The following is a 13,929-nucleotide window of genomic DNA, read 5'->3' on the forward strand; positions in this document are numbered from 1 at the left end:
TTGCATTGCAGGTTAATCTTTAATGGGAAGGTTCCTCCTTCTGTGTATAAGAGAACCCTGTCGCTACGCTCCGGAACCTCTTATACACAGAAGGAGGGGGACTCATATGCAGTCAAGAAATTGCACTTCTATCTTGAATGTATAGTTATTTTGTTCATCATTTTTATTTGTTTTTGAATTTGTTTCAATTCCATAAGGTGCAATTAAAAGACGTTGTTGTAAACCACAGAACAGATTTCACCGAAGTTTCAATTCCATAAGGTGCAATTAAAAGTTTCTCTACAGGAATCAAGATATTTAAGAACCAGGTTTCAATTCCATAAGGTGCAATTAAAAGCTATGCCTATTTCGTCAATAGCAACATCAAGTGTCCAGTTTCAATTCCATAAGGTGCAATTAAAAGAAAAACCACACAAGTGGCTTGTTTTATTTCAATCGTTTCAATTCCATAAGGTGCAATTAAAAGCTGTACAAACGTACTACGACACAGAGAAAGAGGCGGTTTCAATTCCATAAGGTGCAATTAAAAGGATAAGGACTTTTTCGACACGGCAACGTTCCTTAAGTTTCAATTCCATAAGGTGCAATTAAAAGATATTACCAGTCAACTCAGGACTGCGGAGAGCTTGTTTCAATTCCATAAGGTGCAATTAAAAGATAGTCTCCGTTAACGAAGATGTTGAAATGATAGTGGTTTCAATTCCATAAGGTGCAATTAAAAGGAAACACCTTGATTAATAGAGCTACCAATAGCACGTTTCAATTCCATAAGGTGCAATTAAAAGATACACTCGTAATCACGATTCTATCTTTGCGCCTTGGTTTCAATTCCATAAGGTGCAATTAAAAGTCGTTTGTTCTATGAGTACAAACGCGTTGTTAATGCGTTTCAATTCCATAAGGTGCAATTAAAAGGCATATAACTTTGCGTACAAACTCTTTTGTTCGTCTGTTTCAATTCCATAAGGTGCAATTAAAAGAGACTGAAAGGTACTTTATTTGTAAAATCAAACTCGTTTCAATTCCATAAGGTGCAATTAAAAGTCGAAGAAAAAGCGAGTTAACCACACGTTAAAACAGTTTCAATTCCATAAGGTGCAATTAAAAGAGTTTTGTCTTCTGACCCTGAGGGCGATTCTCTCTTGTTTCAATTCCATAAGGTGCAATTAAAAGCACATTAAAACAAGGCATTCCACTCGCTTCGCCTGAAGTTTCAATTCCATAAGGTGCAATTAAAAGGTACCTCTTATTTTTGCTCTATTCGTCATAAGGAGTTTCAATTCCATAAGGTGCAATTAAAAGCTGCCATTTGCTCTTCTATTTAGTTATTAACCGCAGTTTCAATTCCATAAGGTGCAATTAAAAGTCCCCCTCTTCGGGAACTGCTGTTTCTCCTTCTGCGTTTCAATTCCATAAGGTGCAATTAAAAGTTACGCATGATTAAAGTAGTTTTCAAGGCAGGAAATGGTTTCAATTCCATAAGGTGCAATTAAAAGTCTCATCGTCATAAGTGTCAAAACTATCCGAAATGTTTCAATTCCATAAGGTGCAATTAAAAGGAAGAAACAGGACGAATATACAATGTGACAATAATAGTTTCAATTCCATAAGGTGCAATTAAAAGTCGTTCGTCTTGCTACTCTTCAAGTTCCCACCTTGTTTCAATTCCATAAGGTGCAATTAAAAGACGCTTAACGCCCAACTTTCCGCATCTACACAGAAGGTTTCAATTCCATAAGGTGCAATTAAAAGGTTCAATCTCCGTCTTCTATTGATTATATTACCGCGTTTCAATTCCATAAGGTGCAATTAAAAGTTCTCAAGTGAAAAAATGGACAAATCAACGTCACTTGTTTCAATTCCATAAGGTGCAATTAAAAGAAGCGAAGGATTGCCGTTCACGATACTTGACATTGAGTTTCAATTCCATAAGGTGCAATTAAAAGATGCGAAGGGCATACAGCCCCCGGCAGAGTCCTATTGTTTCAATTCCATAAGGTGCAATTAAAAGCATTGTGGTTAATTGTTTTCGGGTTCGATATGTACAGTTTCAATTCCATAAGGTGCAATTAAAAGTGCTGTTCAGACTGCTACTGCTGATAAACGTGCCGCGTTTCAATTCCATAAGGTGCAATTAAAAGAACATTTTTTATTTGAAACTTTTCCGTCTTAGAAACAGTTTCAATTCCATAAGGTGCAATTAAAAGTTAAAATTAATGTGATTTATATAAGCGCGGAGCTTATGTTTCAATTCCATAAGGTGCAATTAAAAGGTTTCTGCCAATCCTTATGATACAGCTTGTGTATGTTTCAATTCCATAAGGTGCAATTAAAAGTAAGGTGCAATTAAAAGTCTTTTCTTCAAAAGAGTTTCAATTCCATAAGGTGCAATTAAAAGTGTGCTTCGTTCTCACTTTTGCAAGTTATTGAATCGTTTCAATTCCATAAGGTGCAATTAAAAGAGACAATCCTCTTGTGAATTGTGAAATGTCGTCCGCGTTTCAATTCCATAAGGTGCAATTAAAAGTTTGCTGACTATAGTATATCAAGGTGGTAAAATAGTGTTTCAATTCCATAAGGTGCAATTAAAAGTAAAGGTGCTCCACCTACCGTTACTCGTACTACTCAGTTTCAATTCCATAAGGTGCAATTAAAAGCCGTCTTCGTCAAAAGTGTCATAAGAACGAGAGATGTTTCAATTCCATAAGGTGCAATTAAAAGCAGCCCTCTCACATCAGCATCCAGCACCTTAAGCTCGTTTCAATTCCATAAGGTGCAATTAAAAGTTGATTAGTCCTCTGTGCCAGTCTTACGTGTGATCGTTTCAATTCCATAAGGTGCAATTAAAAGACTGAGATCCAAACAGGTTCCAGTAGTCAGTGTTAGTGTTTCAATTCCATAAGGTGCAATTAAAAGGGGAGTAACTGGCAAGCCTGTATATGCTGCCAGACCGTTTCAATTCCATAAGGTGCAATTAAAAGACAGATAGGAAATAACTGTCTCCAAAACAGTAGGTCGTTTCAATTCCATAAGGTGCAATTAAAAGTGTGAGATCGTTGAAATCAGCAGATCTGAGTATGTTGTTTCAATTCCATAAGGTGCAATTAAAAGCCGTTACAATCACAAACAGACCTGTCTGTCCATCAATCTGTTACGACACTGCAAAGTTACAAAAAAATATCCAAAATCTGTCGATTACCAATAATAAAAAAACACCCGCCCACCGACAACTGCTATAAATCACTAAAAATCAATAAGTCAAAGAACGCTTGATTCGCTCAAAAGATACAACCTCCAGCCACAACCATCACATCGACAACAAAGTCTCTAAAGAAAATTGTCCAACTTTTTTCTTTCCATACCTAAAATCATCTTCTCCATACCATGCTGAAACTCACTCTTGAATATTATTATACTGTCAGAATCTCTATCCATAAATTTATCGGCAAGCATAAGCATCTCTTTCAATCTCACCTCAGAGATTTCTCCCTCAAAGACTGAATTCTGAATCCAATTGAGATAACGACGGCAAAGCTTCAACATCTTTCCTGTACGCTTTTCTCCAAAATCATACACCAATATAACGTACATTACCAATACATTTTAAAAGGTTTATAATCTTCTATTCCCAACAAATGTTTCGCAAGTTTGTAACATTCAAGCTTAACCAAATGCTTATAACTCACTTTACGCCCCAGCGATTTGTGTTGTATCGTTTCCATCAAACGATTCTCCAATGCCTTTACAAAAATCCTCTTGCCAGCGTTGTTCAGCAAACACCGCCCTATCTTATTATCAAAATGACAAGACTGTATCTCACGTTTATTAAGCACTTTGAAGATTGTGCGGTCAACAATTATCGGTTTGAAGATTTCGGAGACATCAAGACATAATGAATAACGACGTTCGCCAGGCGTATGCAAATAACTTATGGTAGGATTCAACTGTGTCTGACTAATAGCCCTTAAACAAATCGTATAGCACATCATATTTCCAAAAGAAATCAAGGCGTTCACCTCATTCTGCGGTGGCTGTTTCGTCCTTATCCCCATCTCAAAATCATTGATTATCAAATTGAACGCATCATAATAAAATTTGCGTATATTTCCTTCAATGCCCATCAGTTCCTCCACAGTGCTAATCATGTCAATACTCTCTGACAAATCTTTAATATTTTTCATCAAGTCTTCCAAATCTTTTCCACGCCTATTATAATAAGCAAGATTTTTCAACATATTAGCCGCTGCACCTTCTATAAACTTACGTGCTATTGCCATACGCTTTGCCTTCGTACGATAATGTTCTGTCTGGGCAAGCAGCATCCTGCCAGAAAGCAAACCCTCACGTGGCATGAACGAACCGGTATAGTTCTCATAGTAATCAAAGAAATGCATACATATATCCTTCTGTCCCAAAAAGTTGAACAGGGAGCTATTGGCATGCAGACTTCCAAACACATAAAACTCACTGATGTCCTCAACAGGCAGATAGCGAACTTGCGACGATGGTTGCAATACCCCTTCATCATCCATAGGAGAGAATTTCAGAGTATTATCCCTCCTTTCCAGTGTTCCCGGATTAAACAAATAAAATGTCTTCTTCATACATCCTCATTTTCACACGTAAAACAAAACTCATAATAACTGCATGCCTTGCAGATTCCCTTTTTAACAAGTCCAGGACACTCATTCCGACTAATAATTTCCATAATGTCAGCCTTCATCTTACAGATAGCATCACGGTCATCATCTGTCAGTTCCACTCGCTGAGTGCGTCTAAGAGTAGGATACTCCAATATACCACTAACGCCCTCCACTCCACACTGTTCAAACACATGCATATAGTATTTCAACTGCCACTCATGAGCCCTTTCCACCTTGTTGGATTTCTTAATTTCATGAATCACTTTGTTCTTTGCGTCATAGAAATCCACTTTGATGCCCCCAATCTCTATCTCCTCATACTTGGCTGAGCGTTGAGGATAACTTTTCTCATGTATCAGTTTCCCCTCATACACAATATCAGACGTATGTTCAAAGTTTATCCCATTGGCAAAAAGCCACAGTTTTCTGTGGCATATCTGGTAATAATTGAAATGTGTTCCTGTTATTTCCATATCATTATCAAAGTGCCATCCAAAGAGCACACCAGGTTCTTTGGATGGCAACAGTATAAAACATTTTAGAATAATGACAGTTCTGTCTTTGCAGACGGCAGCACTTGATTTTCAAAATCAAAGGCTTTCATCTTTGCTATGAGCCCAGCTTTTGCATCATCAAGTGCAGTGGCAGATTCTGTTTCTGTCACCATATAGCCGGCACAAGGTAGCGTAACAAACAGCTCTGCTCCTGCATTCGCGTCGACTATCGGTTTTGCCTTTGGTTTCTCGCCATCATCTATTAGTTTGGCACGAATAGCCGCTGCAAGATTGTTTGCATTATCGCTGATTGCCACAGCCAAAGTCTCCATCAAACTGAATGTGCGTGCTTGATTTGACGTAATTCGCCAATTGAGCAAAGCATCCGCCAAAGCAGGAATCAAACGCTCTCTTTCTGCTTTTGGCATAACGAGACAAGGACCGAAAACATTCTCGCTTTCCATCCAACCTTTAGAAATCAATTCAGCAGCCGTGTCTTTTCTTAGCTCAGGCTCAAATTGATTCAGTGATACGCAGAACAAAGTGCGAAGGTCAATAGCTATATCATAAACAAAAAGTCCGGTAGCTCGCTTATTATCAGCAATCCATTTACGATACAGGCTGCGGTCCGTGCCCTCCAAGAACCCTTCTATCTGCTCGTTAGTCAAAGGCTTTCCTTTTTCATCGCGAACAACAACTTTATGCACATTAGGTTTGTCAGAACGGTCGAAAGTGGCATTCTCCCTTGGTGATGAAGCCAGCAAAGTGTGAATCGGACGCATTGCCGATATAGACAAAGGACTGCGACGCTTAAGGGTCTTTTCCTTGCCACCTTTCACAGAACGCATCCAGCCACCAAACAGTTGGTCACTGTATGTCGGGTCGCATTCTGACAAGACTTCACCTTCTCCCATAGCTTTGCCTTTAATATCAAACACAAAAGTAACAGGTGAAGGCTGTTCGCCAAGATTGTCGACAATAGCATTCATTATCGAACGTTTTACTTGCTGCCCGCTCGAGAACGGAACATACTGATTGAACACTGGGTCAAAATAAGTTTTCTGACCATCAGCAACACAAAACACACTATAGTCAACGTGACGCAAAGCGCGTAGATAGATAAATGAATTATTCATATTGGTTTTATTTAATTGTTGCATATTGGAAACGGATAAGTGTAAGGAAATAAGGTACATTATCTGTTGGAATCTCATTAACAAGCTTTGCCGTCTCGATTATCACAGCCTTATCCTCAACAAGAGGCACAACTCCCGATAGTTTATCAATAAAGATACGCTTGTTTGTTGAAGACAGCACCTCGTTGGTCAGATTAACACGGTCTCTACGTCCTTTCTCACCCGACTCCGAGAAAGCCTTTAGGGCAGACGCAAATGTCTGGGCTTTATCCCATAATTCTTGGTTGTTGAGCATAGCTAAAATCCAAATTATATATGTATGAAAATTGATTCGTTTCTTCTCTATGTCCTTGTCTTTCGGAACAATGCCTTTCTTTACATATTCGGCAAGTCCTTTAGGTTCTAATGCTTTTATGCCAATCGCTCCCAACTGGCAACTTTTCTTCAGTCCTTCGGCTGTTCCAAACAGCTCTTCTGCCTGGCGATATTCCTCATAACCAAACAACTGTCTGTACAGCTGAGCTGTACGGCGAATATGATTCAACGAAAAAGGAATGAAACCGATAGTTGTGTTCGTCTGTCCAAAATTGTAAACATACCCAAGCATCTTTGGCTGGTCGTATTGCCGTGCTATCCCTGACAGGATTTTTGTCCATGAATTGAGCCCGACAGACATATCTCCTCCCTTTGTGACAAACGGGGCGAAATTGTCCATACAGCTCTGTGGATTATAGCTTCGGCTGTATCGATGAGCAAGCCATAATCCATTCCAAGAACTGATTTGATTGCCCTTCAGCTGCTCGTTTTTTGCCAACGCAGAACGATAAACCTCCCATCCTTCAAATATATCCAGAAGTATTCCCTTGTTGTTGAAAAGAATGGTCATTCCTCCAACAACTCCCAAAGCAAGACTAGCGCCAATCCATGACAAATAAATGTCAGTCACATTCTTTTCCAATGGAATGCTTGTTACTTGTCCGGATGTTGTTGCAAACTCCTTTTCTTCAGATGCAGCATATCCTAATGCCACACTTGCATCCACTGCTCCGCCTTCAACCTTTGCGATGAATTCTTCCAATTTATCCTTACGCTCAATTTCTGTAAGCGTTTCCACCTTTTGCCCAGCTTTCATCTGAACAAAAGGAGAATTCTGCGCCCACATCATATACTTGTTATGGTCAAAGAACAGTGGCCAATACTTCTCTATGAAAAATTCCTTTGCGCCATATTTTGTGTCATATTTCTCATTATAGGCATCAAGGAAAATCTTTCCAAATGTTGATGTTACCATATTCTCTTCAAATTATTTCAAAACTGTTGTAATTAACCGGTGAAATATTATCCATCAGCAGTCCCATGTCCTCAGTGTAAGCCATATTGGGAACAACAAATGGATGTTGCCGTTTGTCTATTCGCTCAAGATTACGGTGAGCTATGGAGTGATAGCTGCATGGAATTTCGCAAAGCGATGCTTCCTTGTACGTGCCATGCTTGTAGGTTTCAACGTCTGACTCTGTAACACAAGTTGCCGATTGAATGTCAAGCAAATCAAGGAACGCAGCCTTGTCACGGTGGCAAAGTTCCGACAAAGTCCATCTTCCATCAATGAATATTGCCCCAGAATAGTCTATATCCATAAAATGCGTATCAGGATAAACTGTGTCAATCATTTGCTGCACCTCTGTTTCTCGCATGACCTCACCATTTGGCAAGACTTCATAACTACGTTTCAATACATCTTCATCGTATGGCAAAGCATCTTTGTCAGCCAACGGGGCAAGAACATAGACAGGCTTGTAGCGCCCTATTGTATCCTTTGTTCTTTTCCTATTGATTCGTCCAAAGCGCTGAATCATGGCATCAATCGGAGCACATTCCGTTATCATAATGTCAAAACTTATGTCAAGGCTCACTTCCACAACTTGGGTTGACACAACAATACAAGCCTCTGCACTCTCATTGAATTCCTCTTTCAGCCTTGTTTCCAACTCATTTCTGTGACCACGTTTGAAGCGGCTGTGAAGAAGCATTCCCTTTACCATTGGATAACGTTCTTTCAATTCACAATACATATTCTGCGAACGCTGAACTTGATTGCACACAATGAGTATCTTTTGATTTTCTCTTATTGCTTCATCTATGATGCTTGTACAGGAAGCAAAACTCTCCACCTTATTGATTATATGGCGATTGAAAGTTCCCAAAGTATCATCAGGTAACGACACTTCATACACATTTTTATCTCCACCCAGCAAATTCTTTATTCTGTCATACAGAAGCGTTGGCATTGTGGCAGTCCCAACATGTATACGGCAGCCTATATTTGCAAGTACTTCTATTATCTTCAATACAATTGCCTGAGTCGGCCCTGAATACGTGTGAATCTCATCCAAAATAACATCTTGTCCTTTCAAATCAAGAATCATCGCCTCATAACCCTTTATTCCAAAAACGATAGATGCCATCTGATGGGGTGTCAAGACTTTAATTGATGCCCCTACATGACGCTGCAAAATGCTTTCCTCCAAGTTGCCGTCTTCCACTTTCAGTGTTGATGCCGAATGAAGCAGAAAAACCTGTGCATCAGTGTCGGAAAGATCTTTTTTGAAGCGTTCATACATCGCATTTATAGATGCTTGAAAAGGCAATGTGTAAAAGACCCGTCCTCTGCAACGACGAACCAAGAAGTCCGTCTTGCCTGCACCGGTGGGGGCTGTAACGATCGTATGCGGGCGCTTGTCATCCGTTTCTATAATCGAAAGCGGATACAATTCGCTTTGCCGCTCATAGAATTTCAAATCAGGCTTGATAAACAGCTTTTCTATATTACCAACTGTCTTCTCATTCAATGCTGAAGCATAATGGTCGGCAGCCATAAGCAGGCCTCGCCATTCCGAATAACAGGACTTACGGATTACATTATCGCAATAGTCTAAGGCATATTCATAATTATCATGTGCTTCTTCTAAAGAAACCTGATGCGTGGCTACCCCTATTTCCTCAAGTACCCCTGTGGATATCTGACTCCATTTGTCAAAATCTTTTGAATGAATGCCAAAACAGTCGTCACTCTCGTCCAAATCTATTATACCAAGTTCTCGCCCATCATTATAAGCAGATTTGTGGTGTGCAGCAATCATTTCTATCACCGCATCGCGCTTTGATTCTTCAACCAAAGAAACAAAGAAAAGCGATGCTATTTCGTGGCGGAACACTTCTCCCGGCCGTCTTGTGTAGCCTTTCTGCAAAGTTTTCTGGAAATGCGGGCTTGCCTTGCCAATGTCATGCAGCAATGCTCCCAAACGAGCCGTTTCCTCATCCATATGCAAATATTGTGCAATTTTCACCGCAACTTCTGCAACATCCTTTAAATGAGAAGATAATGTTTGTCCACCTTGCTCTTCACTTTTAGCTAATATGTAGTCATATTTACCCATTATAGTTTCAATATCGATTCACCATTGATTTCTAACGTTCCATACATTGGCTTGTTTTCATCAAAACGATTATATCCAACAAGAAATGATTCTTCTGACATATTAAAGCGCAATTCAAATCCAGGAATTTCATTGAAAGCGTCTTCTTCCATGGCGACAAATGCATGCGGCAGCAAAACATCTTCATTTCGGCATAAGCAAATATGCTGCTTGGCAGCAACAGCCGCATCTTCTTCATTCCAAAATGCCAGATGAAGAACAGGATTTATCATCACGCCTCTATTCAGCACACTGCGCTCTCTCATCGCACTCTTTTTTGAAACCTTCCAACCTTTGGCTTGCGTAACCTCCTGCTGCACGCTCATGGACGCATACGAAAGTTTATGTCTTGCAATCTTTTCTATAATACCTGGCTTTGGAAGCATCTCAGGAAAAAGTTTCTTCTCTATTCCCTCTATAATCGATGGAGTGAGAAACTGCTGGCTATATGTCTCACTATCTCTAACAGCAGTCCAAGGCTTGATAAAGCCAAAAGGACCTGTATATTTCACAACATAATACATAATCTTCCACACATTTAATAAATTGCACCAAAACCAATACCTGTAGAATTGCCGATACCGACATTCCACGCAAACTGCTTGCTTTGCAGCGTGCCTTTTATGATGACAGGACACATGCTTGCTTTGTTCTTTATCCCCTTGTATGTCATGAGCTTTATACGTTTGCCACTATAAGCCATGTCAAACTCAACACTAAAATCAGGATCATCCGGCAGGCCTGCCACTTTCATTTTTCTTCGTAATGTCTCTGTCATAAGCTCTGACGAACGTTCATCATTATAGGTATAATGTTTATACCTGCCGTCCTCTTCCTGCTGGTGAATGAAAACTGGACTTGCCAAATAAAACAATTCCTTGCCGGACAAATCAGGATCTGACACTATAGATACATCACAAACTGTCATACCGCAAAACATATCAGGCTCGTTTAGTATTGATCTGACAATGTCTCTTATCACATCTTCATCATAAAAGCTGATGAAGAATTTGGCACCGCCAGGAAATACTAGCCCACCATCCTGCATCCTTCCATTTTGCAACCATGAGAAAGAATACAGTGAAATCATCCCATGGTATGCGTTGTTTTCCCCAATCCATTTATGTATAGTCCCTACAAGTTTCTGTTGATAGTCAAAACTAACAAATTCAGTATTAGGAGTCGTTTTTATTATTATTCTCATAGTTATTGGGTTATATTAATTATTACCTCTCTGTAAGCTATTGCATAAACTTCAGCAAATCCAGATAGTAGGCATTTTCACTAATTAGGTTCACATTACAAAGGTACAAAAATAAAATATGTGATAACAAGGCTACACCTATATATAACATTAATTAACCTTAAGTTTTAATTCCACCATGGGTTTACTAAGCCGTTGAAGCAAGATAAGAGACGCAAAATTGAGAGTGACACTTCACTATACAAAAGGTGACACTTTACATGTGTAAAAAATATTAAACTGTAAAGTGTCACACTAAGATAATTTACAATTTAGCTCAAATAAAACAAACCCAAGCAAAAAACGCAAACTCGGCTGCCTAACAAATGAATGTTAAGCAGCCGGTTTTTATAATGTATGTTTACAAGAGAGTGACTACACCTTGATTTCAACCTCAACACCTGAAGGGAGCTCAAGCTTCATCAGGGCGTCAACAGTCTTGGCTGTTGAGCTGTAGATGTCGATAAGGCGCTTGTAGTCGGAGAGCTGGAACTGCTCACGTGACTTCTTGTTAACGAAGGTTGAACGGTTGACGGTGAAGATGCGCTTGTGAGTTGGGAGTGGAATAGGACCGCTGACAACTGCACCTGTGGCCTTAACAGCCTTCACAATCTTCTCTGCTGACTTGTCTACGAGCATGTGGTCGTAGCTCTTCAGCTTGATACGAATTTTCTGACTCATTAGTTCTTGTTTGTTTTGTTTGTATGAGATATATGATTGTGAAAGAGGGATTCCGTAAAGAGTCATTTGCTCACGGAGTCCCTTTTCACATTTTGTCTTTGCTTAGTGCGTGACCGGATTATACGAGGTCAGCGCGTCCGTTGCATTCCTCGAGGATAGCCTTAGCGATAGAGCTTGACACTGCCTCGTGGTGGTCGTACTCCATTGAAGAAGTTGCACGGCCTGAAGTGATGGTACGGAGAGCTGTCACGTAGCCGAACATCTCTGCCAATGGCACCATAGCCTTCACGATGCGAGCACCGCTGCGAGCCTCTTCCATGCCCTGCACCATACCACGGCGCTTGTTAAGGTCACCGATAACGTCACCCATGTTCTCTTCCGGAGTAACAACCTCCACCTTCATGATAGGCTCCATGAGGCAAGGACCTGCCTTAGGACATGCGTTCTTGAAGGCGTTGCGTGCTGCAAGCTCGAATGACAACTGGTCAGAGTCAACCGGGTGGAAGCTACCGTCGATAAGAGTAACCTTGAGGCCTGTAACAGGGAATCCACCAAGCACACCTGCCTTCAGGCAGTCCTCGAAGCCCTTCTGTACAGAAGGCACGAACTCCTTAGGCACGTTACCACCCTTAACCTCGTTGATGAACTGAAGGTCGCCCTCCTTGTAGTCCTCATCCTTAGGACCGACGTTAACGATGATGTCAGCGAACTTACCACGGCCACCGGACTGCTTCTTGTAGACCTCACGGAGGTTAACCTCGCGTGTGATAGCCTCCTTGTAGTTAACCTGTGGCTTACCCTGGTTACATTCTACCTTGAACTCACGCTTCAGACGGTCGATGATGATATCGAGGTGGAGCTCACCCATACCTGAGATGACTGTCTGACCTGACTGTTCGTCAGTGCGCACTGTGAAGGTTGGGTCCTCCTCAGCAAGCTTAGCGAGACCGTTGTCAAGCTTAGCGATGTCAGCCTGTGACTTAGGCTCAACAGCGATAGAGATAACGGTGTCAGGGAATGTCATTGACTCGAGTACGATCGGATGTGCCTCGTCACAGAGTGTGTCACCTGTGCGGATGTCCTTGAAACCTACACCTGAGCCGATGTCACCTGCTGCAATCTCCTCTACAGGGTTCTGCTTGTTGGAGTGCATCTGGAAGAGGCGGCTTACGCGCTCTTTCTTTCCTGAGCGTGGGTTGTAAACGTATGAACCTGCAGCGACAACACCAGAGTAGACGCGGAAGAATACGAGACGACCAACGTATGGGTCAGTAGCAATCTTGAATGCCAGAGCTGATGTAGGCTCTGACTCAGATGGCTTGCGGTCTTCCTCTTCCTCTGTGTCAGGGTTTGTACCTACGATGTTCTCAGTGTCAACCGGTGAAGGGAGGAGTGCGCAGACATAGTCAAGCATTGTCTGTACGCCCTTGTTCTTGAATGAAGAGCCACAGAGCATAGGAACACACTGGAGAGAGAGTGTACCCTTACGGATAGCAGCGATAATCTCTTCCTCTGTGATTGTGGAAGGATCCTCAAAATACTTCTCCATGAGAGCCTCATCGAACTCAGCGGCAGACTCAAGGAGCTTGTCGCGCCATTCGTTGCACTCGTCAACCATGTCAGCAGGGATGTCCTCTACATCATAGTCAGCACCCATTGTCTCGTCATGCCAGAAGATAGCCTTCATCTTCACGAGGTCAACCAAGCCCTTGAAATTCTCCTCTGCACCGATTGGGCAGCAGAGGCTTACAGGGTTAGCGCCAAGGACTTCCTTCATCTGCTTAACCACGTCATAGTAGTTAGCACCTGAACGGTCCATCTTGTTGACATATCCGATACGTGGCACATTGTACTTGTCAGCCTGACGCCATACAGTCTCGGACTGTGGCTCCACGCCACCTACTGCACAGTATGTTGCGACTGCACCGTCAAGAACACGGAGTGAACGCTCCACCTCAGCGGTGAAGTCAACGTGTCCCGGAGTGTCGATAAGGTTGATCTTATACTGCTTGCCAAGATAGTTCCAGAAACATGTTGTGGCAGCGGATGTGATAGTGATACCGCGCTCCTGCTCCTGAGCCATCCAGTCCATTGTTGCGCTACCGTCGTGAGTCTCACCGATTTTGTGAGTCTTACCTGTGTAGAAGAGGATACGCTCTGATGTTGTTGTCTTACCGGCATCGATGTGAGCCATGATACCGATGTTACGGGTAAAATGCAAATCGTGTTTTGCCATTTTCTTTTTCCTCCTTAAAT

10 protein-coding genes and 1 CRISPR repeat array are annotated in these 13,929 nt (G+C 41.5%); all 10 genes read right to left on the reverse strand.

The features are described 5' to 3' along the window. Positions 1-181 precede the first annotated feature (181 nt). A CRISPR array of direct repeats spans positions 182-3,111; the repeat unit is 29 nt; unit sequence GTTTCAATTCCATAAGGTGCAATTAAAAG. Positions 3,112-3,327: 216 nt separating this feature from the next. Then, complete coding sequence (cas2, locus tag HPS57_RS09185; RefSeq protein WP_172182426.1) at positions 3,328-3,591, reverse strand: CRISPR-associated endonuclease Cas2; 264 nt, start codon at positions 3,589-3,591, stop codon at positions 3,328-3,330. Next, complete coding sequence (cas1b, locus tag HPS57_RS09190; protein ID WP_172182428.1) at positions 3,591-4,604, reverse strand: type I-B CRISPR-associated endonuclease Cas1b; 1,014 nt, start codon at positions 4,602-4,604, stop codon at positions 3,591-3,593. The genes cas2 and cas1b overlap by 1 nt, the downstream gene beginning before the upstream one ends. Then, on the reverse strand, positions 4,601-5,116 hold the full coding sequence (gene cas4 / locus HPS57_RS09195) for a CRISPR-associated protein Cas4 (RefSeq protein ID WP_172182430.1): 516 nt from the start codon (positions 5,114-5,116) through the stop codon (positions 4,601-4,603). The genes cas1b and cas4 overlap by 4 nt, the downstream gene beginning before the upstream one ends. A gap of 65 nt (positions 5,117-5,181) precedes the next feature. Beyond that, a complete protein-coding gene (locus HPS57_RS09200) occupies positions 5,182-6,273 on the reverse strand; it encodes a CRISPR-associated protein Cas7 (RefSeq protein WP_172182432.1) in 1,092 nt (363 codons plus the stop codon). A 7-nt stretch (positions 6,274-6,280) separates the two neighbouring features. Next, entirely contained in the window at positions 6,281-7,564 is a 1,284-nt protein-coding gene (locus HPS57_RS09205) for a hypothetical protein (protein ID WP_172182434.1), read from the reverse strand. Between the two features lie 7 nt (positions 7,565-7,571). Further along, positions 7,572-9,710, reverse strand: coding sequence for a CRISPR-associated helicase Cas3' (cas3, locus tag HPS57_RS09210; protein ID WP_172182436.1), 2,139 nt, complete (start codon positions 9,708-9,710; stop codon positions 7,572-7,574). Continuing rightward, positions 9,710-10,273, reverse strand: a complete 564-nt coding sequence (locus tag HPS57_RS09215; protein ID WP_172182438.1) for a hypothetical protein — start codon at positions 10,271-10,273, stop codon at positions 9,710-9,712. The genes cas3 and HPS57_RS09215 overlap by 1 nt, the downstream gene beginning before the upstream one ends. A gap of 14 nt (positions 10,274-10,287) precedes the next feature. Next, positions 10,288-10,953 carry a CRISPR-associated endoribonuclease Cas6 gene (cas6, locus tag HPS57_RS09220; RefSeq protein WP_172182440.1) on the reverse strand — a complete coding sequence of 222 codons (666 nt, stop codon included), beginning with the start codon at positions 10,951-10,953 and terminating at the stop codon, positions 10,288-10,290. Between the two features lie 414 nt (positions 10,954-11,367). After that, positions 11,368-11,673, reverse strand: a complete 306-nt coding sequence (gene rpsJ, locus HPS57_RS09225; RefSeq protein ID WP_135940234.1) for a 30S ribosomal protein S10 — start codon at positions 11,671-11,673, stop codon at positions 11,368-11,370. Between the two features lie 118 nt (positions 11,674-11,791). Further along, a complete protein-coding gene (gene fusA, locus HPS57_RS09230) occupies positions 11,792-13,909 on the reverse strand; it encodes an elongation factor G (protein ID WP_172182442.1) in 2,118 nt (705 codons plus the stop codon). Positions 13,910-13,929: the final 20 nt, after the last annotated feature.

It is taken from the genome of Palleniella intestinalis (genome assembly GCF_013166595.1).
Lineage (GTDB): Bacteria > Bacteroidota > Bacteroidia > Bacteroidales > Bacteroidaceae > Prevotella > Prevotella intestinalis.

Coding starts and splice junctions, on each gene's coding strand:
- cas2 (WP_172182426.1), bottom strand. CDS start 3,591: ATGTACGTTATATTGGTGTATGATTTTGGAGAAAAGCGTACAGGAAAG.
- cas1b (WP_172182428.1), bottom strand. CDS start 4,604: ATGAAGAAGACATTTTATTTGTTTAATCCGGGAACACTGGAAAGGAGG.
- cas4 (WP_172182430.1), bottom strand. CDS start 5,116: ATGGAAATAACAGGAACACATTTCAATTATTACCAGATATGCCACAGA.
- HPS57_RS09200 (WP_172182432.1), bottom strand. CDS start 6,273: ATGAATAATTCATTTATCTATCTACGCGCTTTGCGTCACGTTGACTAT.
- HPS57_RS09205 (WP_172182434.1), bottom strand. CDS start 7,564: ATGGTAACATCAACATTTGGAAAGATTTTCCTTGATGCCTATAATGAG.
- cas3 (WP_172182436.1), bottom strand. CDS start 9,710: ATGGGTAAATATGACTACATATTAGCTAAAAGTGAAGAGCAAGGTGGA.
- HPS57_RS09215 (WP_172182438.1), bottom strand. CDS start 10,273: ATGTATTATGTTGTGAAATATACAGGTCCTTTTGGCTTTATCAAGCCT.
- cas6 (WP_172182440.1), bottom strand. CDS start 10,953: ATGAGAATAATAATAAAAACGACTCCTAATACTGAATTTGTTAGTTTT.
- rpsJ (WP_135940234.1), bottom strand. CDS start 11,673: ATGAGTCAGAAAATTCGTATCAAGCTGAAGAGCTACGACCACATGCTC.
- fusA (WP_172182442.1), bottom strand. CDS start 13,909: ATGGCAAAACACGATTTGCATTTTACCCGTAACATCGGTATCATGGCT.